The organism is Phycisphaeraceae bacterium, from assembly GCA_019636555.1.
Taxonomy (GTDB): Bacteria; Planctomycetota; Phycisphaerae; order Phycisphaerales; family UBA1924; genus JAFEBO01.
Genome location: JAHBXH010000001.1, coordinates 2,166,219 through 2,189,751, shown reverse-complemented (window position 1 = coordinate 2,189,751; position 23,533 = coordinate 2,166,219). Strand labels below are relative to the sequence as shown.

Below are 23,533 nucleotides of genomic sequence, written 5' to 3'. Positions count from 1 at the left end.
CACGGGTCGGATACGCTGTTGGCTGATGGGAGGAATCTGTGCCACGATCAAGTAGGGGCGACGGGGGAGGGCGAAATTGAGATGGTGAAACTGAACAAGATATACACCCGTACAGGCGACGACGGCACGACCGGCCTCGTCGGGGGACGGCGGGTCAAAAAGACAGACCTTCGGGTCGAAGCCTATGGCTCCGTTGACGAGGCGAACTCGTTCATAGGTTTGGCGATTCTGCACGCGGACCAAGGATCGAAGACGCGCGCTGCGCTGCTGGCGATCCAAAATGATTTGTTCGATTTGGGGGCGGATCTCGCCACGCCGATCGAACCGGGCGAGGCTGCCGGCGCGGCACTCCGGATCACCGCGGGCCAAGTTGAGAAGCTGGAAAAACTTATTGATGAGTTCAACGAACTCATTCCACCGCTCACAAGCTTTGTCCTTCCGGGGGGAACGCCTCTGGCGGCAGAGCTTCATGCCGCGCGAACCGTGACGAGGCGTGCCGAGCGCGCCACGGTTGCACTAATGGACTCTGAACCGGCAGCTACCAGCGCCGAAGCCGTCCGGTATCTCAATCGTTTGAGCGATTTGTTGTTCGTTCTGGCACGAACGGCAAACGGGAATGGTGCAACCGATGTACTCTGGAAGCCGGGCGCGGGGCGTGAGTGATCGATGATGCCGAAGGCTCCTACAACTCGCTCGCTGAACACCTCGGAATTCGCGGGCGAGTTCGAAGCGCACACGCTCAGACTGCTCAAGCAGCGATTTGTCGTTTTCTGCACCATCGGCGCGATCTTCGGGATGACCGTGACGGCGATCGGCCTGATCGTGCGAAGCGTCAGCCTCTACAACGCTTCGCAGGAGAATGCTGCCAGCGCGATTCAGTTTATCTGGAAGGAGGCTTTCCCGGCGCTGATGGCCGTCGGCGCGAGTCTCATTCCGGTCGTCGTCTTTATCACGGCGCTGCTCTGGACGCAGCGGGGTAGGGTGCAGGAGCTATCGCTTCTGCGATTGTCGCAGGTTGTGGTGATCCTGGTCGGGGCGTATCACATGATCGCTGCGGCGATCGGTCTTGGTGGGAGCATCGGCTGGCTGGAAGCTTCCATCACTCTCCTGATTGCCTGCGTGCTCTTGCCGTGGGCCGCTCGGTCCGCCGTGCTCGCGGCGGGCGCATTGGCTCTGCTCTACATCATCATTCGGATTCTGGGGGGCGCCAGCTTCGGAGGCGTCTTGGGCTACGCCTTTTTTATCGTCGCGCTCTTCGCGCCGAGTGTGCTCATCGCGTGGCTGAAACATTCGCAGTACGCAAGCCAGTTTAAGATGGCGGTGCTCCAGCAACGCTACGGCGAAGTGCGCCGGGAATTGACCGACGCGCGGCGAATTCACGAAGCGCTCTTCCCGGCGCGCATCGATGCCGGACCCCTGCAGCTTGGGTATCAATACGAGCCGATGCGCCAGATCGGCGGGGACTACCTCTACGCGCACATCGGTCCCGGTGTCGCTGGCGGGCAGAGGCTCAGCGTCGTGCTGATGGATGTCACGGGGCACGGTATTCCTGCGGCATTGACTGTGAACCGACTGCACGGGGAGCTGGAAAGAGTTTTTGCGGAAGACCCCACGATTCAGCCCGGCCGTGTGCTTTCACTCTTGAACCGGTACGTTCATTTGACGCTCGCTTCACATTCCGTGTACGTCACCGCCCTCTGCCTCCGCATCGATTCCAGCACAGGAACCCTCGAATTTGCCAGCGGCGGACATCCTCCCGCGTTTCTCATCGCGGTGGACGGGACCGTGCGCGAACTGAATTCGACCGCCCTGGTTCTGGGGGCTTGCGAATCCGAGGAGTTCGATGCGGCGCAGATCGCGACGGATTTCGGTCCCGGCGACACGCTCGTGGCATATACAGACGGCGCCATCGAAGCGCGCGACAGAACCGGCAAGATGCTCGGCGTGCAGGGATTTCTTCGTCTGGTGGCTTCACTCGCCAATGATCGGAATCGGGAACACTCGTGGAGCCGTGAGCTATTGAGTGCGGTCGAGCATTTCCGATATGGTCCGCCGGCGGACGACACGCTTGTGGTCGAAATCTCCCGTGTACTTCGTGACGCGGAGCTCGAAAACGCCGGGGTGCGGATCGGTTCGCTCGTAGAGGGGCGGGGAGTCGCCTCGGTTAGTCCTTGACTCCTTGAACGAGTCCGGGAATCGTGTATTTCTGTACCGCCTTTTCGAAACTCACGCCCGTGATATTGGCAATCGTCGCGAGCCACGCCAACACATCCGCGAATTCTTCCTCCAGGTTGGCTTGCTGCTCGGGCGTCGGAGTCTTGCCCGGCAGATTCGCGTGCAGCGCCGTCGCCAGCTCCCCGAATTCCTCGGTGAGGAGGAGAAAGGTGGCGGCGGGGCCTCGCTTGCTGTCGGTTGCGTAATATCGATCCCGAATCAGCCGCTGGAAACCATCGAGAGTCAGCGGCGGAGTGTGAGCCGGTGTGTCCATAGCGATCAATCTACCACACAACATGGCGCGGCGAGCGTGCGTTGCACTGGTTGCGGGATTCGCGGCGACGGGAATTCTTTCGGGTTGTGTTTCACCGTTCGACGTCGCGCAGGATCGATTGCGCACCGAGCATCAGGCCGGCGCGTTCGAAGCGGCCGCGAAAACGCTCGACGACCCGGAAACGATCGACGCCTTCGGTGATCGGAACCGGTTGCTCTGGCTTCTGGATCGCGGCGGCGTAGCGCTCGCTCAGAACAATGCATCCATGACGATGCGCACGCTCGACGACGCCGAAAAGCGGATTGATGCACAGCGCGAACTCAAGCCGTCGGAACAGGCGGCGCAGTGGGTGCTCAACGACACCGTCGTGCCCTACATCGCGCCACCGTATGAAGATGTTTACGTCAATGTCTTCAAAATGCTGGCTCAACTCCAGCAGGGTCGCGTTGACGGCGGAGCGACGGTCGAGGCCCGGCGCATGGCGAACAAGGCGAATCTGCTACGCGATCAGTATCTTCGGGAAGAAAAGGCGCTCAGGAACGAGGCGGGCGATCGCTACGCCGCCGCCGAAAGAGCCGGAGTAGCACAGAAGTACGCGACCCCGACGGGCGGCGAGTTCATCGAAAGCCCGCTGGGAACCTATCTCTCGGCGATCACGTTCATGAAAACGGGCGATAGGGAGTTTCAACGCGTGGCCGGAAAGCGGCTGCTGCAGGCAATGGAAGCGCAGCCGAAGCTTTTTCCTGATGTCAACGCGGACGCCTTTGCCGGCTTGTCGGACCTGGATCCCGGGGCGGGCAACGTGCTCATCGTTTCCCTGACCGGGTGCGGGCCGTACCTCGCGCCGGATCGTGTCGGCCCGATCGCCATCTTTTCGTTCCCCGTGTACTTCGAGTTGCCTCGCATGGTGTTGCGCGGGAGCGCGGTCGCTTCCGTGCGGATCGAATCACAAGATTCCGGCGGCACAATCCGCGATAGCGGAAATCTGCAGCTTGTCGAAGATCTGGGTGCCGTCGCCGCGGAGAATTTTCGACGGCAGCTGCCCTTGATCTACCAACGAACCATGGTGCGATATCTCGTGAAAGCCGGAGCGACAGTGGGAGCCTCGGAGGTAGTTGCCCAAACGCAGCAGGACCAAAACACGCAGTGGCTCATCCGATCCGTCGGAGGGCTCATAGGACTTGCGGTTTTGGGAGCAACTGAAAAGGCCGATCTTCGCTCTTGGGAGTTCTTGCCCGCCAAGGCATTTGTCGGACTCGCCACACTTCCTCCGGGCGCTCATCGAGTTCGACTGGTGTACTTGGACGAGTCGGGGAGATTGGTGGGTGATTCTGCATGGACAGACGTGGCAATTCCCGAAGGTCCTGTCGCCGCCCAATTGGCCACCGTGGTGCAAACCACGGCGAAGTAGCCGCTGCAGACGGAATCGCCTTCCAGCAGAATTCGAAACCCACGAGCAAGTTAGTGCGTATAAACTTAGCGTGACGCGGCATGAATCCCGCGCCCGGAGAGGAATCCATGGGCTCCATCGCAAAGTTAGTTTCGTTCGTCCTGAGTGGAATCGGTGTGGCGTGCATGACCGTCGGCGGGGCGGGGTGCAACAGCGGCGGAGCGTACGGAAACTGGGGTGTACAGCGCGTCGACCCGGAAAAGACGGTCGATGTGGATTACAGGTGGCAAGACGACGACGCGCGCGAAGCGTATCGGGCGCTCATCGCCGATTGCCTCGCGCGCCCGTGGGTCGAGAACTTCCGAGTTTCGCACAATGGAAACCGACCTGTTGTGTTTGTGGGTACCGTGCGCAACGAGACCAGCGATTACGTGGATACCAAACTTGTGACCAAGCGATTCGAGGAAGAGCTCATCAACTCCGGTCGCGTCCGTGTGGTGGCCGATCGCGATCAGCGCGGCGAGATCCGGGATGAGCGCCAACAGGGTCAGGCCTGGAACATGCCGGAAACGGTCAAGAAACAGGCGATGGAGCTCGGCGCGGACTACATCATGCTCGGTCGCGTTGGCGAGGTGAAGCAGGAAAGCAACGACCGACGCACCATCGTGCAGTACTACCAGATCAACCTCGAACTGATAGACATTCAGAGCAATGAAAAGGTGTGGATCGGATCGAAGGACATCAAAAAGGTGGCACGCCGCTAGATTTCGCGATTCGCGGACGCCTCGCGAGGGCCGTTACCATTCCCCGCCGTGGCGGACTCAGAAGCAGAGACCCGAAGTGAATCGGACTTTCCTCAGGAGCCGGCGCGGCAGTTGCCTTCGCGCGTCGGTCCTGTGCGTCTGCTTCGGCAATTGGGTCGAGGCGGAATGGGGGTCGTTTGGCTTGGACACCACGAGCTTCTCGATCGCGAAGTCGCCGTGAAGTTCCTGCTTCATCTCACGCCAACGGACGCGGATCCGACATTTGAAGCCCTCATCCGTGGCGCTCGTGCCGCGGCGGGATGTCATCACCCCGGCCTCAACCAGGTCTTTCACGCGGACGTGATCGACGGCGTGCCGTTTCTTGTGCTCGAACTGGTGAACGGGAGGGACCTCTCGGAAATTGTGTCCGAGCGAGGCGCGCTGGAACTGCCGGTCGCCAGGACGCTGCTGAGCGAAATTTGCGAAGCGGCATCGGAGCTGCACGATCGGAATCTGGTCCACCGCGATATCAAGCCCGCCAACGTCATGGTCTCGCGGGATGGGCATTGCGTGTTGACCGATTTCGGTCTGGCAAAGGTTCAAGACCAGTTGACCTTCGGGACGAAGATGGGCTCTCGGGCCGGGACGATCGCGTACATGGCGCCGGAGATGTTTGAGGGCATCGCTTCTGTACGCACGGATGTCTACGCCATCGGTGCGACTGCGTTTCAGATTCTTTCGGGCAGACCCCCGTTCCGCGGCGATTCCGAAGAGGTTTTGCGTCGAAAGGGCCAGCTCGCTCTCGAAACGGGTGAACTCCACGCCAGAGGTGTGCCGGCGGGCGTCATTGATGTGCTCGAGCGTGCGATGAACCGCTCGGCCATGTACCGGCTCAAGTCGGCCCGACACCTGCACCACGCGTTTGAGAACGCCTGGGAAAAAGCCGGAGTGATAAGGGCGCATCCGACGACCTTGGCTGCGATTGTGCCGAGCCCTGCATTGTCGAGTTTGCAGGCTCGACCGTCCGAGTCCGCGTCAACGTACTACGAACAACTTTCGGCCATGGCGGAGCGACGGCAAACGTCGCCGGTCGGCAGCGCAATAGCGGATGGCACCCACCAGCTTGCTTTGCCCGACCCCGCGATCATCGGGAAGCTCGCTCGGGAGCGACAACAGGTGCGGCGTGCAAGTGTGGTCGCAATTGCTCTGGGAGGTTTGCTCACCGTTTTGATCGGGATCGCGGCCGGCAGCGCGTTTGTGCGTTTCAACGTATGGTTCGAGACGAGCCGTCGCACTCGCGAGGTTGCGGTCTTCTGGGCGAATCCGGTGATGTACGCGATCGTTCTCGCCGGCGGCGCTGTTGCGATGTTGATTTCGCTTCGATTCTTCCAGGCGATGACGCCTCGCCGCGCTCGCGGACAAACATCGGTGCACTGTGGAGAATGCGGATATGAGCGTCGGGGAGTGACAGACCGGCATTGCAGCGAGTGCGGCCACCTGATCGGGGAGGTCGTTCAGGACGAACGCTCGGCGTGGACGGCGCGAGCCCGCATCGCGCTCGAGAGTGCCTTTATGCCCGGCTTGTTCGCCTGCGCAGCCATGATGGTCGGATCTGTGTTCTTGTCGCCGCAACCAGTTGAGACCGGTGGACAGTCGATCGGGTGGATTGTCTTCTTGGCGGGAATGACCGCAACAGGCGTGTTCTTGGGGGTCAAGTTGTTCGACCGCTCCGAACAGGAATGGTTTCGCCGGTGCGGCAAGTCGTGGTGTCCAGCGTGCGGCTTTGAACTCCGGCGCGATGAATCGGGTCGATGCGCGAATTGCTCGCGTCCGATTTAGGACGAGAATCGATCGACCCGTTCTTGATTCCGACTACATAGCGGATGGAAGGCCGAAGCAACGCCGCCAAGTGCTCACCTGACCCATGTGCATCATGACGTGACTCGTGAGCATGAAAGTCAGGGCCACACCGACCGTTGGAAAGTGCTGTCGGTATCGCTCATCCGGCGTGGGCCTCTGGAGCAACGCATCGTCCAGGGAGACGAGGCGATCGAAAGCGCCGTCATAACCGCGGAAAAAAGCTGTGGTGATTGTCTCCATGGCCGGATAGAAACTGCCCTCCGGATCGTCTTTGCATTCAACGCCGGCCTTGAAAAGGTCGGTGAATTCGGGAGGTGCCGCGACGGGTGCCGGATCGAGTTCCACAAGCGAATAAAGCCGGGCCGGATACAGGGCCAAGTGCCCGTATACGAAAGCCGGATGATTGCAGTCGATCACCCTTGTCCCGGATGTTGTTTCGAAGCGAGGCTTCCTGCAAAACATTTGAGGCGTGACGCCGACGGTCATCTTTTCGGCGAGCCCGCGCCCCCGCCGGGCCGCCGCGATGATTTGCTCAAAGACCTGACCCATGGACTTGCCTCCGAGAGAGTGCGTTCGCTCAGCTAAACGCCAACATATCGATCGTACAAAGATCGCGCTTCTCCATCGTTCGCCGCCCCGCGAACAACCGCGCGAGAATCGGCGAAGACCGTCATTTCGATACCCTCCCGAGGTCTGATGCGCACGAAGAACTCATTCGATGTGACCGGTGAAACACGAGAGACTCTCTTCGCCAGACTCGCAAGATCGATCCCGTGCGGACCGGCCGCAACCTGAAACGCTCCCCTGCCGCACAATGAGACAGCGGGTCGGACTCGCTCACCGGACAGGAATTCATACCGGGATTGGCCGCAGCAGATGCATTGTTCGCGCGACCGAGCGCCGGAGAGATTCGAGAGGTCGAGCGTGCGAAAGCGGCCCGTTCCCAGATCGAACTCCGTGAGAAGCGGGGGCACATCGCGATCCCGTGCGACGATCAGATCGAGTGCCGCCGAAACCTGGAGGGACGCGGAGATCGAAACGGCCGGACCCAGCACCCCGGCTGTATCGCAGGTTTCCACAGCTCCGGCAGTGGGCTCAGGAAACACACAGCGCAGGCAGGGTCCGCGCCCCGGTCGGATCGTGAACTGCATGCCGCGCCGTGCGATCACGCCGCCGTAGATCAGTGGGATGCCGTGCTTTACGGCAAGATCGTTGAGCAAGTATCGTGTTTCCAAGTTGTCGGTGCCGTCCAGGATCACGTCGGGAGGGTTGTCGGCGAGTATCAATGCCTGCGCGTTCTCGTGGTTGAGGTCCGCGATGTGTGCGGCGACAGAAATCGCCGAATTGATTCGCGCAATGCGGTTTCGCGCGGCAATCGCCTTCGGTGTTCCGGCTTGAGCATCCTCTTCGTCAAATAGGACTTGCCGCTGAAGGTTGGTCCACTCGACGATGTCGCGATCGAGAATGGAGAGCCGGCCGATGCCGGCGCGAGCGAGTTGGTCGAGGATGGTGCACCCGAGCGCCCCACAGCCCACCACGACCGCGCGGGCTTGAGCGATTGCCTGCTGGCCAGCTTCGCCGATTCCGGGCAGAATCACCTGGCGCGAGTATCGATCGTGCAGATGGTCCGGGAGTGGAAGTTTGGAATCTGGACTCACACGCAAGAGTATCAGGCGATCGTTATTCGGTGGGCGCTGATCGCGTGAGAGTGATCTCCACGACTTCGGGCGGCACCAGGAATCTGAACGGAACAAGGGAAATGCCGATGCCGCGTGAAATCAGAACGAGGCATTTGGGGCCCTGCACGAGACCCGCAGAATACCGATCGCCGTATTGCGACATCAGCCCGGTGCCCGTGCCTATCCCCGGTATGCGCACCTGTCCGCCGTGCGTGTGCCCGCAAATCATCAAGTCGATCCGGGGAGCGCCACGACTCACGACGCTCGACTCTTCCGCGCTGTCGGGGTTGTGCGCGATCACCAGGCGCGGCATCCGTGGATCGACGAACGCCAAGGCCCTTTCCGGGTCGATGTGATGTTGTCGGAGATCGCCCAGACCGCCGATGCAGATGGACGGTCCAACGGGAGAACTCGCGAGCGAGAACTCCCGCGAGCCGGACGCACTCAGAAAGACTCGGTCGTTGTCGATCATTCGCACGCCCACGGCGCTCAACGAACGCGACATCCGCGAGCCGTCGTTGAACCAGTCGTGGTTCCCGAGTACTCCAACGACGGGTTTTCCGGTCGCGACGAGAGGAAAGAATTGACGAGTAGCGGGCTCGATCCATTCCAGCCCGCAGTGAACGTAATCGCCCGTCAACAGAAAAACATCGGGTTGCAAACCGATCGCCATGCGGATCGCTGCGTCGATGAATTCGGCCGGGACGCGCGGGCCAAGGTGCGTGTCCGTCAATTGAGCGAGGCGCAATCCTTCGAATTCGCGTGGAAGATCGCGAATCGCCACGGTGTATCGCTGCAACCGCAGTCGCGCCGGCTCGATGCAGGCCGCGTCCGCAACGACCGACAAGGCGGCGGCGGACGATCCGAAAACCAGGCCATCTGTCAGAAACTTCCGGCGCGAGAAACGCGTCGGTAAATTGCTCCCGTCGGATTCGGGAATGATGGTTTGATGGTCTGGCTTTGCGTTCCCGGCGAGCAGTCGACGCACGGACATCAGCCACATTGCGCCGATGATGATCGCGAACAAACCGATGGCGCACGCGAGCAGCGCCGCGACCAGATCGCTCTCACCCCACGAATGAAGAGTCAGGCGCGCGACGAGCCAGCCCGGAAGAGTCAGAACATGAACGAGATTCCCGATCGGCTTGAGAAACCAGCCGATCGGCTCCATCGCGATCACGTAGCGATTGTGCAGCCAAAGTGCGATGTGCACAAGATAGAAGCCGGCGCAGAGCAGAAGCCACGCCCAGAGCCACGGCTTCACGCTTTCTCGTCGCTTCGGATTACTTCCCATGCATCGGGTACGCCCCAATCCTTCAATGGGTCGTTCGCCAATGAAAAACCCGGCGAGCGCCGGGTCAGTCTGCGGTCTTGAGTTTGAAGAACGCGATCAGTTGGCGAAGTGAGCGAACGCGCGGTTAGCTTCGGCCATCTTGTGCGTCTGGTCGCGGGTCATCATCGCCTTGCCTTCCTTCTTTGCCGCGGCATAGAGCTCGTCGGCAAGACGGTTGGCCATCGGTCGGCCTTTCTCGGCGCGGCACGAATCGATGATCCAGCGGAAAGCCAGCGACTGCTGTCGCTTGTGGTTTACCTGCATCGGCACCTGGTAGTTCGCGCCGCCGATTCGCTTGGAGCGAACTTCGACAAACGGCTTGACGTTCTCGAGCGCCATGCGGAAAAGCGCGATCGAGTTCTCCGGCTTCTCAGGCGCCGTTTCTTTCGCGAGCTTCTCTTCGATAATGTCCATCGCGTCGTACACAACGCGCTGCGCGACCGACTTCTTGCCCTGTCGCATCACACAGTTGATGAAGCGCGACAACACCTTGTCGCCGAAACGCGGATCGGGACGTAACTGTTCGTCTGCCTTGGTGAACTTGCCCATCGAAAGGAAACTCCCTTGTGACTGTTCGGCCGATTGTGGCCGGCAGTCGGGTTTTCGGCGTGACCGGAGCGACGATGCCCCGGGACTTTTCACCGTTCGGCAGGCGTGGGCTCACGCTTGCCGGCGATTACTCGCCGCGGAATGCTGCTACTTCTTCGCCGCCGGTGCGCCGCCCTTGGCCCGCTTCGCACCGTACTTCGAGCGACTCTGCTTGCGACCTTCGACGCCCAGGCAGTCGAGGCTGCCGCGAACGACGTGGTATCGAACGCCGGGAAGGTCGCGGACGCGGCCTCCACGGACGAGAACGATCGAGTGTTCCTGCAGGTTGTGGCCTTCGCCGCCGATGTAGGCCGTGACTTCGCGGCCGTTCGAAAGACGCACGCGGGCGATCTTGCGCAGCGCCGAGTTCGGCTTCTTCGGCGTCATGGTGCGCACAACAAGGCACACGCCGCGCTTCATCGGCGAAAGATTGAGATCGCGCACCTTCGATTTGTTGGCGGGGCTGCGACGGGGACGGCGAACGAGCTGGTTGATCGTGGGCATGGTAACTACCGGCTGGGAATTTCCCACAGGCTCATCGCCCGACGGGCCCCTGACAGGGGTCGAAATACTAGGCGCAAGCCCGGAACAGGGCAATTCTTCGACACAGCCCGGCGTCAATTCCCGGATTGATCGCGAAATGCTCGGAGCTGCGAAAGCGTGCGCTGAAGTTCGGATTGCATCTTGCTGATCCGAACCAGCGATTTCACCCTCGTCAGAAGCTCGAGCTTGTTGACGGGCTTGCTCAAAAAGTCGTCTGCGCCGCATTCGATGGCCCGCTCCACGTCGCTGACCTCGTTCAGGGCGGTGACCATGATGATCGGAATGTCCTTTGTGGCACTCTCCTGCTTGAGCTTGGCGCACACCTGGAATCCGCTCATGCGGGGCATCATGACGTCAAGCAGGATCACGTCCGGGTGTTTTGCGGCCACGGCATCGAGGGCCTCCATGCCGTCACGGGCAAGCCGCAGCTCGCAAGAAAGGTCCTCGAGGTAGGCCTCAAGCAGCTCAAGATTCTGCTCGTTGTCGTCTACGAGCAGCAGATTGACCCCGGACCCTTCCCACGGGTCGCCCAAAGGGCTTTGCGGTGTCGGAAATGACGCGTCTGCAGGCATCTGGAAAAGAATAGGGGCCCGGTAGGAGCCGTTCGCCAAACTGCGGACCAGCGACTTTACCGACCACCCGAGAAGGGCAATAATGTTGGGACGGTGTCTGGCAGGGATGGCTCAAATAGCGTCGTTTGCGGACGGGGAAAAGGTTCCAGGGTTGGGGTTTCCAAAGCGCGGAGTGTGTATGTCCAGCGGCACGGTCGCCCGTTCAGCGTGGAATGATCGGTTTCGCAAGCCCAGTGCGGAATTGCTGATCTCCGAGATTTCCAAATCGCTTCATTCCGCGGCGGAAGTCGCTCGTGGTCAGTTGCTCGGCATCGAGGGCGCGTCCGAAGAAGTTTCGTGGCAGGGCGTGCCTTGGCGATGGTCGGTTCTATTCCGGCACGAGTCCATCGCCGGCCGCGCGTGGGCCTATCTGGTCCCTCAGCCGCATCAGCCGCTGCTTGTCATTCCGCTGACCGCCGAGGGTGTTGCGGCGCTTCCAATGCGAAAACTCCTCAAGCCCGTTCGGGATGCGATCACCCATGCCAAGCAGGTTGACGGGATTCGCTGGGCGCAGTGGGAGATTCAAAGCAAGGCTCAGGTAGAAACGCTTGTGAAGCTCGCGAAGATTCAATTGGAAACGGCCGGCGCAAGCGTTGCAGTTACCGCGGGCTGATCAGAATCGTCGACGACTCTGTTCCTGATTGCAGTGGGGTATTGTCGCTGGCCGATAGCGCTCAGAGCCGTCGGAATTTTTATGCACATGACGAAGACTCGGCGTTCCATCCCTTCCATTCTCGCCGTTTGCGCAGCGGGCGTGATCGCAACGCACGGGCTTGCTCAGCCGCTTCAGGGCGAGGTCGATCGTCTGATTCACGGTGCCAAGCTCGGCAAGTCGCGGCTTGGCGTCAGCGTGCTCGACGTGAAGACGGGCGAGGTGCTCGCCTCGCGCAACGCCGACGAGGGGTTCTGCCCGGCCTCGAACATGAAACTCTTGACCACGGGCGCCGCGCTTTGGACTCTGAAGCCGGACTTCGTGTTCAAGACCGAGTTGAAGCTCGACGGCGATCGGCTGGTGGTGGTCGGTTCGGGAGACCCCGCATTCGGTGATCCGGAGATTCTGCAGAATGCCTCGCCGCGGCTGACGGTGTCGGACATGCTCGACACGATCGCCGGAAGCGTGACGCGCGCGGGGATCAAGAAGATCTCGGAAGTCATCGTCGATGATCGGATCTTCGACCGCGAATTCGTCCATTCAACTTGGCCGAGAGACCAGCTCGACCGTTGGTATTGCGCCGAAGTGTCGGGCCTCATCTTCCATGCGAACGTGCTGGATGTCTATCCGCGTCCTGGTGCGGAAGGTCAGCGGCCCAGCGTGTCGATTGATCCCGAAACGTCGATCATCGAGGTGGATGTCTCAAAGTCGCGCAGCGTTACCAGCGGCAACAACAGCGTCTGGTTGAAGCGAGACGCCAATGAAAACCGCTTTCAGCTGATGGGCGATGTGCGGTTCGCGGTCACCCAGCCTGTCCGTGTGACGCTCACACAGAATCCGACGTTCTTTGGGCAACTCCTTGCGGACCGGCTCGAGCGCTCCGGAGTCGCGATCTCGGGTGCCGGGCAGCCCGCGCTTGGTGGGGGCGATGCCACTCCGGTCGCCCGTGTCGCCGAGCCCGGTGAGTTGCTCTCTTCGGATCGCACGCTGGCCATCGTTACAACTCCGCTCGCCGACGTCGTTCGACGATGTAATGTCGAGAGCTACAACCTGTATGCCGAGGCGATGATCAAGCGGATCGGGCACGACGTCACCGGGCAGCCGGGCAGTTGGGAAAACGGCGCTTCGGTCATCCGGATGCTGCTGGCAGAAAAGCTCGGACCCGATTCGGCCAAAAACACGATCGTGCGCGACGGTTCGGGCATGTCCAAAGAAAACAGAGTCTCGCCGCGGACGATGACTCAATGGTTGGCGGCACTCGCGAACGATCCAGCCGTTGCCTCCGTCTTTGTTCGCTCGCTTCCCAAGCCGGGCGAAGGCACGCTGGAGCGGCGCTTCAAGAACAACCGCCCGAAGAACGAGCTCCGGGCCAAGTCCGGATACATCCGAAACGTGCGTTGCCTTTCCGGGTATGTGATCGACGACAACGGGCACGCTGTGGCGTTCTCCATTCTGGCGAACGAAGTGCCGGCGGGTGAGGAAGATCAGGCCGCGCTGCAGTTGCACGAGCAGGTCGTGTCGCTGATCGACGGATATCTGAATAAGGATCGCGCAGCGACCAAGTCCCGGCGCTGAGCATCCGGAAATCTCAAGCCGAAATCGAGGCGACCGCGCTCGACGCTTACTTTGCCGGCTCGATATCTCCGGCCTGCAACTCAAAGAACGATGCGCCCGACAACCGCTTCTTGATGGCATCGTTCACCTGCTGAACGCTCAGGCTCTCGATCCGGTCGAGCCTTTCCGCGTCCCACTTCATCGTGCGCCCGAGATAGAGATCGCCGGCGAGCATGCCCGCGACCACGTTGTCCTCGTTGAGTTCGGAGAGGAACTCGAGGCGATAACTCTTCTGGGCTTCCGCCAATTCCTTCTCGTCGAGCCCGCTATCGATCCATCGCGTCATCTCCTCGCGCATGGCCGACGCCGCTTTCGGGGCGTTCTGCTTGGCGCAGATCGCAAACGCGGCGATCGAGGTCACCGGGTCGAGCGGGCTCGATTGAATGTTCGCGCCCGCTCCGTATGAGAGCCCTTCCTTCTGGCGCAGCCGGTCGCTCATGCGGTTCTTGGCGCCGCCGCCCAGCATGTACCCGCCGATCTCGATCGCATCGGCATCGGGATCGGTGTCCTGCATTTTGATTGCCGTGGCCATGCCGACGACGGCCATCGGCTTGTCCGGCGTGCTGATCACCTTCGAACCGGCCTCAATTGGCTCAAACGGGCGTGCGATGCGCGCGAACGGCTTCTTCACGGACCAGCCGCCGAACAGCTTTTCGAGACCGTCGCCGAGTTCCTTTTCTTCGAATTGGCCCACTGTGGCAATCTGGACGCTTGATGGACCGACCTGTTCGTTGTAAATCCGTTTCACATCGTCGAGCGTGACCGCTGTGAGTTCCGCGAGACTCTCTTCGATGGTCGGGATGTAGTTCGGAGAGTCCTTTGGGAATGGTGCGAGAGCACGCCGGATCGCGTTCTGCGCGAGCGCCTGCGGTTGGCCCTTGGCGGCTTCCAGCCCGGCGATCCGCTCTTTTTGGATTGTTTCAAATTCCTGCTGAGGGAATGAGGGATTGCGGAGCATGTCCGTCGCAAGCTCGATTGCCTTCGCGAGATTCGTTTTGTCGGAAGTGATGTTGACCCGAATCGCTCCGAGCGAAGACGAAATCCCGATCGTGGACTGAATCTTGTCGAGCTCGTCCGAAATCTGCTGGAAAGTTCGAGACGAGGTTCCGCGGCGCAGGAGCGAGGCGAGCAGTTCACTCGGAACCCGCGCGCCGGCGAGCGATTTCTCATCGCCGAAGCGTACCGTCATCGAAATGTTCACCGCCTCGCCCCGCGTCTGCTTGTTGAGCGTTGCGAGCTGGATGTTTTCGCCCAACTTGGTGCGCTTCACACGCGATTCGATGTTGGCGGGAGTGGGATCGAACGTTTCGCCCTCGCTGACCGTCTCGCTTCCCTTGTAATCCTCGACGATCGGCGTGATGTCCGGCTTCGCCGGGATTTCCGCGCGCACCGGACTCTTGGTCGGGATGAACTTGCCTGTCGTCCGGTTGTTCTCAACGAGGTACTTCACCGCGGCGGCTTGCACTTCCGGAGTTTTGATCTCCTTGATGCGGTCACGGCCGATGAAAAACAGCCGCCAGTCTCCAAGCGATGCGGATTCGGTGAGATCGACGCCGATGCGGTTGCTGTCGGTCATGGCGATCTTGATCTGAGAGAGTTCCGCGGCCCGCGCGCGTTCCACCTCTTCATCTGTGACCGGGTTCTTTGCGAATCCCTCCACCACCTCTTCGAGCTTCTTCAGTGCCGCATCGGGATCCTGTCCGTCCTTCAGCGTCGCGACGATCAGGAACTGGCCCCGTTCGGCCATTCCAAACGGCAGGACCGTCACCGCAGCAGCCAGATTGCCTTCGACCAGTGCCTTGTACAGGCGGCCGGCCGGACGAGCGCCCAAGACCTGACCGAGTATGGTCGCGGCGGTCGCATCCGGGTGTGATCCGGCAGGAGTGTGATAAAGCGCTCCGACCGAAGCCTGCGTGCCTTCGCGCCGAATCTCGACGGATCGCGGCCCATCCTGCGTCGGTTCATCCGTCCATGTGTCGACAATCGGTTCGGACGGATTTGGAATCGGCGCAAAGTACTTATTGATGAGATCGAGCGTTGACTTCGGATCGAACTTGCCGGCAACGACCAGCATCGCGTTCTCCGGCCGGTAATAGTGCTTGTAGAACGCACGCAAATTGTCGGCGGGCACACGCTCGATGTCCGAGCGATTGCCGATCGTGGAATCGCGGTACGGGTGCCAGTCGTACGCCTTCGCAAAGAGCTCTTTCATCAGAATCCCGAACGGGCTGTTCTCGCCCATTTCGAATTCGTTGCGTACGACGGTCATTTCCTTCGAGAGCGCTTCCGCCGAAATGAAAGAATTCACCATTCGGTCGGCTTCCAACTTCAGCGCGAAGTCGAGATTCTCGTCACTGGCAACCAATGTTTCGTAGTAATTGGTGCGATCTGTCCAAGTCGTGCCGTTGAAGTTCGCTCCGTGTTCCTGGAGACTCTTCCACGGGTCGGGATGATTCGGCGTGCCCTTGAAGACCATGTGCTCAAGCAAGTGCGCCATTCCCTTTTCGCCGCGGCCCTCCTGCCGAGAACCCACGAAGTAGGTAATGTTCACCGTGACGTTCGAAGAACTCTGATCGGGAAAGAGCAGCACGCGCAGGCCGTTCGGCAGTCGGTATTCCGTAATGCCTTCCACGGTGGTGAGCGGGTGGCTCATCCACTCGCCCTGTGGGGCTGGGGCTTCGGAAGCCCCAGCGGGTGACAGCAAAACCAAGCTTGAAGCGACGACAGCCTGAAGCAGAGACTTGATGCTCGATCGCATGTGTCCTCCGAATGATGACGATCCGCTCGAAGCGGGGCGTAGAGCGTAGGTAAGGGTGATTCAGCGACAAGAATCGAAAGTTGCTGTTATTCAAAGCCAAAAGCCGCCCATTTGGCGTCGACGGCCGCGTCCACCTCCGCAGACATCTTGAGAATCGGGGGCCACTCTCGGACCGGCTGGCCGTTCGCTTCATCTCCCGGCAGCTTCGGGGTTGCATCGAACGCAACCCGCCTGCCGCACAAGCTCAAAGCACGATCACGATCGGGTGCGGTATTCGCCATCCAGTGAAAGAGTGCATCGTCCAGATTGGCAAGGTCTGCGTCTCCCCCCACAACAAGCGTCCAGCGCGGCAGCCCGCATTCCGAAGTAAGCCCGCCCAGCGCCTTGATGGTCCTTGCCCCATCTCCCGCTGCCTGTTTCGCGATGCGCACCAACAACCACCAGCCGCCGAGTTCGTCGGGCACGCGCGCATCCAGCACGCCGGGCATCCGCCGAACGCGGGTTTCGGTCGCCCGGGCTGCATCCCCTGTGACGGGGTCGATCGGTCCCGCTTCGCAGAGCCGCTGGGCTGTTTCGTCCAGCGCGCGATGCATTTCGGCGGCTTCGGTTTTTCGCGTGGCGTCGAGTCCGAGCTTGCCTCCCGCGCCGAGAAACGGTGCGGCATGGTCGAGGATGTCGAGCGGGCCCCGGACCAATTCGCAGTCTCGCGCCGGCACGCACCGTTCCCCGACGGTGCGCAGCACCTCTGATCCGTCGTGCACGTTCACATCGTGATCCACGATCACGATCGTCTTGGTCCACGACATTTGACCCGCGCCCCAGATCGCGTGCATCACGCGGCGTGCATGCAGCGGGTATTCCTTCTTGATCTTCACAAAGGCGCAGTTGTGAAACGCTCCGAACATCGGAAGGTCATAGTCGATGATGTCCGGAACGATCGTGCGCAACAGCGGAAGGAAAATTCTCTCGGTCGCCTTGCCCAAGTAGTAATCTTCCTGCGGCGGCAATCCGACGATCGTGGTCGGATAGACCGGGTCGCGTCGATGAGTGATCGCCGTGACTTCCATGAGCGGGTATCGATCAGGCAGCGAATAGAAACCGGTGTGATCGCCGAACGGCCCTTCGAAAATGGCTCCAGGGCCGAGTTGCCGCGCCCAGAATTCCGCTTCCGACTCGGTACCCCTTGGAGCTTGCTTCGCGATTTCGTTGGGATCAAATCCGATGAGACCCGCCTCGCTACTCACGTAACCCTCGATCACGATTTCCGCATTCGCCGGCACACTCAGTGGGACAGTCTTGCAATTGACAATCGGGATGGGACCGCGGTTCAGAAAGCCCGCGAGCAGAAACTCGCTGATTCCCGGGGGCATCGGCGCCGTGGCCGCATAAGGAAGAATGCTTTCGCCGCCGAGCGCGATCGCCACCGGCATTCTCTCTCCCTTTGCTTTCCATGAACGCCAATGGCGAGCGCCGTCATGGTGCATGTGCCAATGCATCGCGAGATAACGCTTGCCGAAGAGCTGCGCGCGGTACATCCCGATGTTGCGAGAGGGTGGCGCGTCCTTTCCGATGTCATCGGCGTGAATGGTGTGAACGCTTCCGAGAGTGATGTAACGCCCGCGAAAGCTTTGGTCCCAATCTGTGCCGGAACCAAGACCATTTTCCGAAATCGCAGCATCGTTCACGCCCACCGGATAACCGAGAGAGGCAAAGTCGCCATCCCGCGGCCAACACTTGATGATGGGCAAACGGGTCAGATCGACTTGCTTGTCCGTGTGCACGACATCTTGACAAATGCCGCTGCGCACTCTCTTGGGTGGGATCTTGGCGATCTCGATGAGTTCCGGAATCTTCTGCAGCTTGGCCAGAAGCGTCGGGGGCGGCTCCGGCTTGACCAATCTCTCGATCTTTTCTGCAAGACCCTCAAATCCACCCAGCGTGTGGCCTTGAGCGACACCCGGTCCGGCGTCATTGCAGCCGAGCGCCATCTCGACGCGCCGGTAGGAGCCCCAGCCGTTGATCAGTACCGGAATATCCGATCCCTGCACATTCTCGAACAGAAGGGCATGGCCGCCGCCGGTGCAAAATCGCGGGTCGGAAGCTCGAGCGCTCGCTGTCGGGCCGTGCGGCGCCGGCGATTTGCTGACGCGATCGGCGATCTCGGAAATCTCGAGCACAGGCGAGACGGAGCCTTTCACTCGGCGCAGCTCGCCCGCCAGATCGAGGGCTCGTATGAAGTCTTGCGTATTCTCGTACATCGAGGATCCTTGCGTGGCGACGAACGATCAATCATTTCAAGCCGACGTGCCGTTGCCCAGGCGTAGTGCTTTGACGCCCGACTATCAACGCGACTGGCCAGAGTACTACACCGCGGTGCAGGGAAAGCCGCCCCGTGACACGCTTCTGAGGGCACTCGAGCTCTTCGAGAAAGCCTCAAAGGGTCAGCGGGAACTGCTTGCGATCGATGTGGGTTGCGGCTCGGGCAGAGACTCCCACGAATTGCTCCGCCGCGGCTGGCGAGTCTGGGCAACCGATTTTCATCGCGGTGCGGAACTGCTGACCGCCTCAGAAGCGCCGAGCGGAAGCGACGATCGGATAACCTTTGTCCTTTCGTCGATGGAAGACCTCCCGGGCAATCCCCAATTACCCGGTGCGGTACACCTCGTGAACGCAAGCTTTTCGCTTCCGTTCTGCAAGCCCGAGCAGTTCGAGAGCGTTTGGCGCTGGATAGGACGAGTCACAGGCGGGGGCGGAAGGTTCGCCGGGCAATTCTTCGGCGACCGGGATGAATGGATGTGCGTCCGACCCAAGAGCCACTTCACTCGCGCGGAGGTCGGGGAACTGTTCCAAGGGTGGCAGATCGAACATTTCGAAGAGATTGAAAAAGAAGGCGACGACGCGACCGGTAGACCGAAGTATCACCATGTATTCCACGTTGTTGCGCGGCACGACTACACGCATGATTCCGTGCAGCACTCCGACGTTCGAATGGAGAGAGCATGACCGATCTGGCGCTTGATCTGCACGACGTCGACAAGGTCTACGGCGGCGTTTTCGGCCGGCGCGTTCACGCCTTGCGTGGCATCGACATGCGGGTGGGACGCAGCGAGATCTTCGGCCTGCTCGGCCCCAACGGCGCGGGCAAGAGCACACTTGTCAAAATCCTCATGACCGTCATCCGACCCACGCGTGCCCACGGCACGGTCCTCGGGCGCGCCGTCGGCGAAAAAGCGACGCTGGCGAGGGTGGGGTACCTGCCGGAGCATCATCGGTTCCCCGACTACCTCACGGGGCGTCAGGTTGTCGAGTTCTATGGAGCCATGGCGGGAGTGGGGAGACGCGATCGAAAGCAGCGCGCCTCGCAGCTGCTCGATTTCGTCGGGATGGCTCGCTGGGCGGACACGCGCGTGCGTGGGTATTCCAAAGGCATGCGCCAACGAGTCGGGATCGCCCAAACGCTCGTCAACAAGCCCGATCTTGTGATCTGGGATGAGCCGACGGACGGTGTCGATCCGGTCGGCAGGCGCGATATTCGCGAAATGAGCCTCGAACTCAAGCGCCAAGGGACAGCGGTCATGTTGAACTCGCATCTGCTCAGCGAGCTCGAGATGGTGTGCGATCGTGTCGCGATTCTCGTTCAGGGACGCGTGTCGTCTCAGGGGACGATCGACGAATTGACGGTGCACCGACAGGGATACGAAATCGAGGTCGGATCGCAGGACAGCAACATCGATACCGAGATCCGATCGGCACTCTCGGCGTGGCTGCGTCCCGGGGATCTCGCCGGCACATTGCCCGGAGGCGAACGATTGAACGTGAACCTCGGTACGGCCCATTCGCCTGCTCAGCTCAAGGTGAATTCTGCCGACGCCTCAGTCGTGCAGCCCTTGCTCGATGCCCTCCGGGCCGCGCGTCTCACGATCAGAGTGGTCAAGCCGATCCGCCCGTCACTCGAAGATTTGTTTCTTGAGGCAGTTACCGATCCGCTGACGGGTCAAACACTTGCCCCCGGCGCGAAAGAGGGCGCGTGATGATCCTCACTCAGACTCTGGCGATGCTCGTCGATGCATATCGCGAACTGAACGCGCGGAAGATGTTCTGGATCACGCTGATTCTCTCCGCGATCGTCGTCCTCGCGATCGCGTGCGTCGGCATCAACGAGCGCGGACTCACCGTTCTGTGGTGGACTTTTCCATTCGACGTCTTCAACAGCTCGATCGTTTCTCCCGCGTTCTTCTACAAGCTTATTTTCATTCAGTTCGGTTTCAACGTCTGGCTCGCCTGGGCCGCGACGATTCTCGCGCTGGTCTCGACTGCCTCGCTGATTCCGGAATTCGTCTCGGGCGGCAGCATCGACCTTTCGCTTTCCAAGCCGATCGGGCGTTTGCGTCTTTTCCTGACCAAGTATTCGACCGGACTGCTCTTTGTCGCTTTGCAGGTCGGCGTCTTCTCCGTTGCCAGTTTTCTGGTCATCGGCATCCGCGGTGACTCGTGGGAATGGCGCATCTTTCTCGCGATCCCCCTGGTCCTGCTTGTCTTCAGCTTTCTTTACTGCGTGTGTGCGCTCATCGGGCTCGTCACTCGATCGACGATCGCGGCTCTGCTGCTCACCGTTCTGTTCTGGTTTGTCGTGTTCATCCTGAACAACGCGGAGCAGTCGCTGCTGCTCTTCCGCCTGAATGCCGAACATCGGGTCGCCGCGATCGAAAAGAAAATCGAACCGCTCGCGGCGTCGATCGCGAAACAAGAGGAGACGATCAAGCGGCTCTCTGAGTCACCGCCGGATGAGACCGCCGAAGCACGCGCGGATCGGCAGTCGCACATCGCCACGGCGCAGGCGGCGCTCACCGGACTGGAGCTGCGTCGCCAGACAAACAAGTCAAGCCTGAAGGAATATCAGGAGTCTCAATCGCTTCTCAGTCGCTGGCACACCGGCATTTTCGCGCTTAAAACGGTGCTCCCGAAAACCGCCGAGACCATGGGAATACTCGAGCGCGAGCTGACGTCTCTCGATGAGGTGACGCGACTTGCGGACGCGCAGGAGGAACGGCGGGTCGAACGCCGCAATCAGCGCACGGGCGAGAAGCCAGACAAGGCCGACGACGAAGCCGACCGGCCCGAAGGAAGAAGAGGCCCGCAGGGTTTCCCCCCGGAAGTCACGAAGAAGCACACGGAGATCATCCGATCGCGCTCGGTTTGGTGGGTCCTTGGAACTTCCATCGCCTTTGAAGCCGCGGTGCTCGGAATCGCCTGCGTGATTTTTCTGCGCCGGGATTTCTAGCGATTCGGCGGTTCGTTCGAGAGCTGCTTGCCCCGGGCCGTCGCTTCCGCGATCGCACGCGTCAGAATGTCATTCACTTTGTTCGAGTCAAAAACCGAGATGGCCGCTTCGGTCGTTCCGCCCTTGCTGGTGACGCTCTTTCGTAGCTCCAGAGGAGTTTGCTCGGACTTGGTAAGCAGCAATTCGGACGCGCCCGCAAGCACGGATCGAACGATTGCAGAGGCGGCATTGGGTTCGATCCCCTCGCGAACGGCGGCCGTGATCATCGATTCCGCCAAGTAGAACAAGTAAGCCGGACCGCTTCCCGCGACCGCGGTGAACGCGTCGAGCAAACGCTCTTCGAGCCGAACTGTCATTCCGAGAGTTTCAAACAGCTCAATGGTTGCCGCCTCATCACCCGCGACCGCGCTCGACCCGGGGGCCCACGCCGTGGTTCCACGCCGGATTTGCGCCGGAGTGTTGGGCATCAGTCTGATCACGCGAGCGCTTGTCCCAAGCGCAGATTGGAGAAGCGACGTCGACAGCCCGGCCATGATCGAGACGACCCGGCGCGGAGCCGAATCGAGCAGACCCCGAAGATCGGCTTCGACTCGCGGAAAGACCTGCGGTTTGACCGCGAGCAGAAAATGTCCGCTCGAAGCGGGCGATTCGATCTCTTCCACAGCTCGTGCGCCCTCACTCGCCGTCGCAAAAACTCGGATGCCCGCTCTTCCAAACTCGAGACGCTTGGACTCTTCCGGTTCAACGATCACGAATCGATCGGGACCGATCTGTCCCGAAGCGATCGCCCCACGCACGATGGCGCCGGCCATGTTCCCACCCCCGATGATGCACCAGGAGGAGCTGGCGAGAATCGGCGAAGCGGATCGCGGCGTGGTTGGGGCGGGCATAGCCCCTGAGCCTAGCGGGCGGGAGCCTCATAAACTTCCCCCCGATGGCAACGTATTACCAGCTCGACTTCGAAAAGCCCCTGCTCGAACTCGACCAGAAAATTGAAGAGATCGAATCGCGGATTCGGGTGGAGGAGCCTGATCCGGCGCAGGCGCTCGGGATCGAATCCCTCCGGTCGCAGGCTCAAACTCTGCGTGCCGAACGGGCGGGAATGCTGACCGAAATCTACTCGAAACTGACCGCGTGGCAGACCGTGCGGGTGGCTCGCCATCCGTTGCGGCCGCAAACTCGCGACTACATCGATCTCATGGCCCGAGATTTCGGTGAGATGCACGGAGACCGGCGCTTCGGCGACGACCCCGCGCTGGTCTGCGGCATGTGCCGCATCGGGCCGATCAAAGTCATGCTCATCGGGCACCAAAAGGGGCGAGAAACCAGCGAAAAGATCGCGTGTCACTTCGGGTGCGCTCACCCGGAGGGGTATCGAAAAGCCCTGCTCAAGATGCAGCTCGCGGAGAAATTCGGGCTGCCCATCGTCACCCTCGTCGATACGCCGGGGGCCTACCCGGGTCTCGGAGCCGAGCAGCGCGGGCAAGCCGAAGCGATTGCCGTCAATCTCCGTGAGATGAGCAGGCTTCGCGTGCCGATCGTCAGCATCGTCATCGGTGAGGGCGGATCGGGCGGCGCACTCGGAATCGCGGTTGCGGACCGCGTCGCGATGCTCCAGCACGCCTGGTACTCGGTGATCAGCCCCGAGGGATGCGCCGCGATTCTTTGGAAGGAAGCCAACGAGCAGACCAATACCGCTGCCGCGAAGAGCCTGAAATTGACCGCGGCCGACAACCTCGAATTGGGAATCGTGGACGACATCATTCCCGAGCCTCTCGGTGGCGCCCATCGCGACCCGCGAGGAACTGCCAACAACCTTGCCGAGTGGATCGTTCGCGAACTTCAGGAACTTAAGGGGCGAAGCGCCGACGAGCTTGTCAACGCCCGTTATGAGCGATTCCGGCGGATGGGAGAGTTCCTCGAACAGGCACCGGCGTAGCGCAGCAGCCCGGGTCGGCGGCTTTTGACCGGGACAGCGCGACCATCTACCCTT

At 60.9% G+C, this 23,533-nt stretch carries 21 protein-coding genes; 11 read left to right on the top strand and 10 right to left on the bottom strand.

Features of this window, described 5'->3' with window-relative positions; genetic code table 11:
- Positions 1-81 precede the first annotated feature (81 nt).
- Complete coding sequence (locus KF691_09125; GenBank protein ID MBX3389602.1) at positions 82-663, top strand: cob(I)yrinic acid a,c-diamide adenosyltransferase; 582 nt, start codon at positions 82-84, stop codon at positions 661-663.
- A gap of 3 nt (positions 664-666) precedes the next feature.
- Entirely contained in the window at positions 667-2,175 is a 1,509-nt protein-coding gene (locus KF691_09120; GenBank protein MBX3389601.1) for a serine/threonine-protein phosphatase, read from the top strand.
- Here KF691_09120 and KF691_09115 read toward each other — a convergent pair.
- Positions 2,165-2,488, bottom strand: coding sequence for a hypothetical protein (locus KF691_09115; GenBank protein ID MBX3389600.1), 324 nt, complete (start codon positions 2,486-2,488; stop codon positions 2,165-2,167). The genes KF691_09120 and KF691_09115 overlap by 11 nt on opposite strands.
- A gap of 22 nt (positions 2,489-2,510) precedes the next feature.
- Between KF691_09115 and KF691_09110 the strand changes: the two genes are divergently transcribed.
- The 3 genes from KF691_09110 (at position 2,511) to KF691_09100 (ending at position 6,460) form a co-directional block, all read left to right on the top strand.
- Positions 2,511-3,899 (top strand): hypothetical protein, encoded by a 1,389-nt coding sequence (locus KF691_09110; protein ID MBX3389599.1) that lies wholly within the window; start codon positions 2,511-2,513, stop codon positions 3,897-3,899.
- Between the two features lie 107 nt (positions 3,900-4,006).
- Complete coding sequence (locus KF691_09105) at positions 4,007-4,642, top strand: penicillin-binding protein activator LpoB (GenBank protein MBX3389598.1); 636 nt, start codon at positions 4,007-4,009, stop codon at positions 4,640-4,642.
- Between the two features lie 48 nt (positions 4,643-4,690).
- A complete protein-coding gene (locus tag KF691_09100; GenBank protein MBX3389597.1) occupies positions 4,691-6,460 on the top strand; it encodes a serine/threonine protein kinase in 1,770 nt (589 codons plus the stop codon).
- A gap of 33 nt (positions 6,461-6,493) precedes the next feature.
- Here the strand turns inward: KF691_09100 and KF691_09095 are convergent, their stop codons facing one another.
- The 6 genes from KF691_09095 to KF691_09070 form a co-directional block, all read right to left on the bottom strand.
- Positions 6,494-7,030: a hypothetical protein gene (locus tag KF691_09095; GenBank protein MBX3389596.1), complete on the bottom strand. Its 537-nt coding sequence runs from the start codon at positions 7,028-7,030 to the stop codon at positions 6,494-6,496.
- Between the two features lie 32 nt (positions 7,031-7,062).
- Entirely contained in the window at positions 7,063-8,139 is a 1,077-nt protein-coding gene (locus KF691_09090) for a ThiF family adenylyltransferase (protein MBX3389595.1), read from the bottom strand.
- Between the two features lie 22 nt (positions 8,140-8,161).
- Positions 8,162-9,424: a metallophosphoesterase gene (locus KF691_09085; GenBank protein ID MBX3389594.1), complete on the bottom strand. Its 1,263-nt coding sequence runs from the start codon at positions 9,422-9,424 to the stop codon at positions 8,162-8,164.
- Between the two features lie 126 nt (positions 9,425-9,550).
- Positions 9,551-10,042, bottom strand: coding sequence for a 30S ribosomal protein S7 (rpsG, locus tag KF691_09080; protein ID MBX3389593.1), 492 nt, complete (start codon positions 10,040-10,042; stop codon positions 9,551-9,553).
- 147 nt (positions 10,043-10,189) lie between these two features.
- Positions 10,190-10,585, bottom strand: a complete 396-nt coding sequence (rpsL, locus tag KF691_09075) for a 30S ribosomal protein S12 (protein MBX3389592.1) — start codon at positions 10,583-10,585, stop codon at positions 10,190-10,192.
- Positions 10,586-10,698: 113 nt separating this feature from the next.
- Positions 10,699-11,196: a response regulator gene (locus KF691_09070; GenBank protein ID MBX3389591.1), complete on the bottom strand. Its 498-nt coding sequence runs from the start codon at positions 11,194-11,196 to the stop codon at positions 10,699-10,701.
- A 178-nt stretch (positions 11,197-11,374) separates the two neighbouring features.
- Between KF691_09070 and KF691_09065 the strand changes: the two genes are divergently transcribed.
- Positions 11,375-11,848: a hypothetical protein gene (locus KF691_09065; protein ID MBX3389590.1), complete on the top strand. Its 474-nt coding sequence runs from the start codon at positions 11,375-11,377 to the stop codon at positions 11,846-11,848.
- An 87-nt stretch (positions 11,849-11,935) separates the two neighbouring features.
- Entirely contained in the window at positions 11,936-13,462 is a 1,527-nt protein-coding gene (gene dacB, locus KF691_09060) for a D-alanyl-D-alanine carboxypeptidase/D-alanyl-D-alanine-endopeptidase (GenBank protein ID MBX3389589.1), read from the top strand.
- A 46-nt stretch (positions 13,463-13,508) separates the two neighbouring features.
- On the opposite strand, the gene KF691_09055 is transcribed toward dacB, so the two are convergent.
- Positions 13,509-16,259 (bottom strand): insulinase family protein, encoded by a 2,751-nt coding sequence (locus tag KF691_09055; GenBank protein MBX3389588.1) that lies wholly within the window; start codon positions 16,257-16,259, stop codon positions 13,509-13,511.
- Between the two features lie 86 nt (positions 16,260-16,345).
- Positions 16,346-18,517 (bottom strand): UbiD family decarboxylase, encoded by a 2,172-nt coding sequence (locus KF691_09050; protein MBX3389587.1) that lies wholly within the window; start codon positions 18,515-18,517, stop codon positions 16,346-16,348.
- 13 nt (positions 18,518-18,530) lie between these two features.
- Here KF691_09050 and KF691_09045 point away from each other — a divergent pair, with 13 nt between their 5' ends.
- From KF691_09045 to KF691_09035, 3 genes are read left to right on the top strand one after another with little or no spacing between them, the layout of a single operon-like run.
- Positions 18,531-19,262 carry a class I SAM-dependent methyltransferase gene (locus tag KF691_09045; GenBank protein ID MBX3389586.1) on the top strand — a complete coding sequence of 244 codons (732 nt, stop codon included), beginning with the start codon at positions 18,531-18,533 and terminating at the stop codon, positions 19,260-19,262.
- Positions 19,259-20,290 carry an ABC transporter ATP-binding protein gene (locus KF691_09040; GenBank protein MBX3389585.1) on the top strand — a complete coding sequence of 344 codons (1,032 nt, stop codon included), beginning with the start codon at positions 19,259-19,261 and terminating at the stop codon, positions 20,288-20,290. Before KF691_09045 ends, KF691_09040 begins: the two co-directional genes overlap by 4 nt.
- Positions 20,287-21,540, top strand: a complete 1,254-nt coding sequence (locus tag KF691_09035) for an ABC transporter permease (GenBank protein ID MBX3389584.1) — start codon at positions 20,287-20,289, stop codon at positions 21,538-21,540. The genes KF691_09040 and KF691_09035 overlap by 4 nt, the downstream gene beginning before the upstream one ends.
- Here KF691_09035 and proC read toward each other — a convergent pair.
- The gene (gene proC, locus KF691_09030; GenBank protein ID MBX3389583.1) at positions 21,537-22,430 is read right to left on the bottom strand and encodes a pyrroline-5-carboxylate reductase; all 894 of its coding nucleotides are present in this window, start codon (positions 22,428-22,430) and stop codon (positions 21,537-21,539) included. The two genes, KF691_09035 and proC, sit on opposite strands and share 4 nt — an antisense overlap.
- 44 nt (positions 22,431-22,474) lie before the next feature.
- Here proC and KF691_09025 point away from each other — a divergent pair, with 44 nt between their 5' ends.
- Positions 22,475-23,479, top strand: coding sequence for an acetyl-CoA carboxylase carboxyltransferase subunit alpha (locus KF691_09025; GenBank protein MBX3389582.1), 1,005 nt, complete (start codon positions 22,475-22,477; stop codon positions 23,477-23,479).
- The last annotated feature ends 54 nt before the right edge of the window (positions 23,480-23,533 follow it).

Bases quoted from the DNA above. Each gene is read 5' to 3' on its own strand.
- KF691_09125 (MBX3389602.1), top strand. From the start codon at position 82: ATGGTGAAACTGAACAAGATATACACCCGTACAGGCGACGACGGCACG.
- KF691_09120 (MBX3389601.1), top strand. From the start codon at position 667: ATGATGCCGAAGGCTCCTACAACTCGCTCGCTGAACACCTCGGAATTC.
- KF691_09115 (MBX3389600.1), bottom strand. From the start codon at position 2,488: ATGGACACACCGGCTCACACTCCGCCGCTGACTCTCGATGGTTTCCAG.
- KF691_09110 (MBX3389599.1), top strand. From the start codon at position 2,511: ATGGCGCGGCGAGCGTGCGTTGCACTGGTTGCGGGATTCGCGGCGACG.
- KF691_09105 (MBX3389598.1), top strand. From the start codon at position 4,007: ATGGGCTCCATCGCAAAGTTAGTTTCGTTCGTCCTGAGTGGAATCGGT.
- KF691_09095 (MBX3389596.1), bottom strand. From the start codon at position 7,030: ATGGGTCAGGTCTTTGAGCAAATCATCGCGGCGGCCCGGCGGGGGCGC.
- rpsG (MBX3389593.1), bottom strand. From the start codon at position 10,042: ATGGGCAAGTTCACCAAGGCAGACGAACAGTTACGTCCCGATCCGCGT.
- rpsL (MBX3389592.1), bottom strand. From the start codon at position 10,585: ATGCCCACGATCAACCAGCTCGTTCGCCGTCCCCGTCGCAGCCCCGCC.
- KF691_09070 (MBX3389591.1), bottom strand. From the start codon at position 11,196: ATGCCTGCAGACGCGTCATTTCCGACACCGCAAAGCCCTTTGGGCGAC.
- KF691_09065 (MBX3389590.1), top strand. From the start codon at position 11,375: ATGTCCAGCGGCACGGTCGCCCGTTCAGCGTGGAATGATCGGTTTCGC.
- dacB (MBX3389589.1), top strand. From the start codon at position 11,936: ATGACGAAGACTCGGCGTTCCATCCCTTCCATTCTCGCCGTTTGCGCA.
- KF691_09055 (MBX3389588.1), bottom strand. From the start codon at position 16,259: ATGCGATCGAGCATCAAGTCTCTGCTTCAGGCTGTCGTCGCTTCAAGC.
- KF691_09050 (MBX3389587.1), bottom strand. From the start codon at position 18,517: ATGTACGAGAATACGCAAGACTTCATACGAGCCCTCGATCTGGCGGGC.
- KF691_09040 (MBX3389585.1), top strand. From the start codon at position 19,259: ATGACCGATCTGGCGCTTGATCTGCACGACGTCGACAAGGTCTACGGC.
- proC (MBX3389583.1), bottom strand. From the start codon at position 22,430: ATGCCCGCCCCAACCACGCCGCGATCCGCTTCGCCGATTCTCGCCAGC.
- KF691_09025 (MBX3389582.1), top strand. From the start codon at position 22,475: ATGGCAACGTATTACCAGCTCGACTTCGAAAAGCCCCTGCTCGAACTC.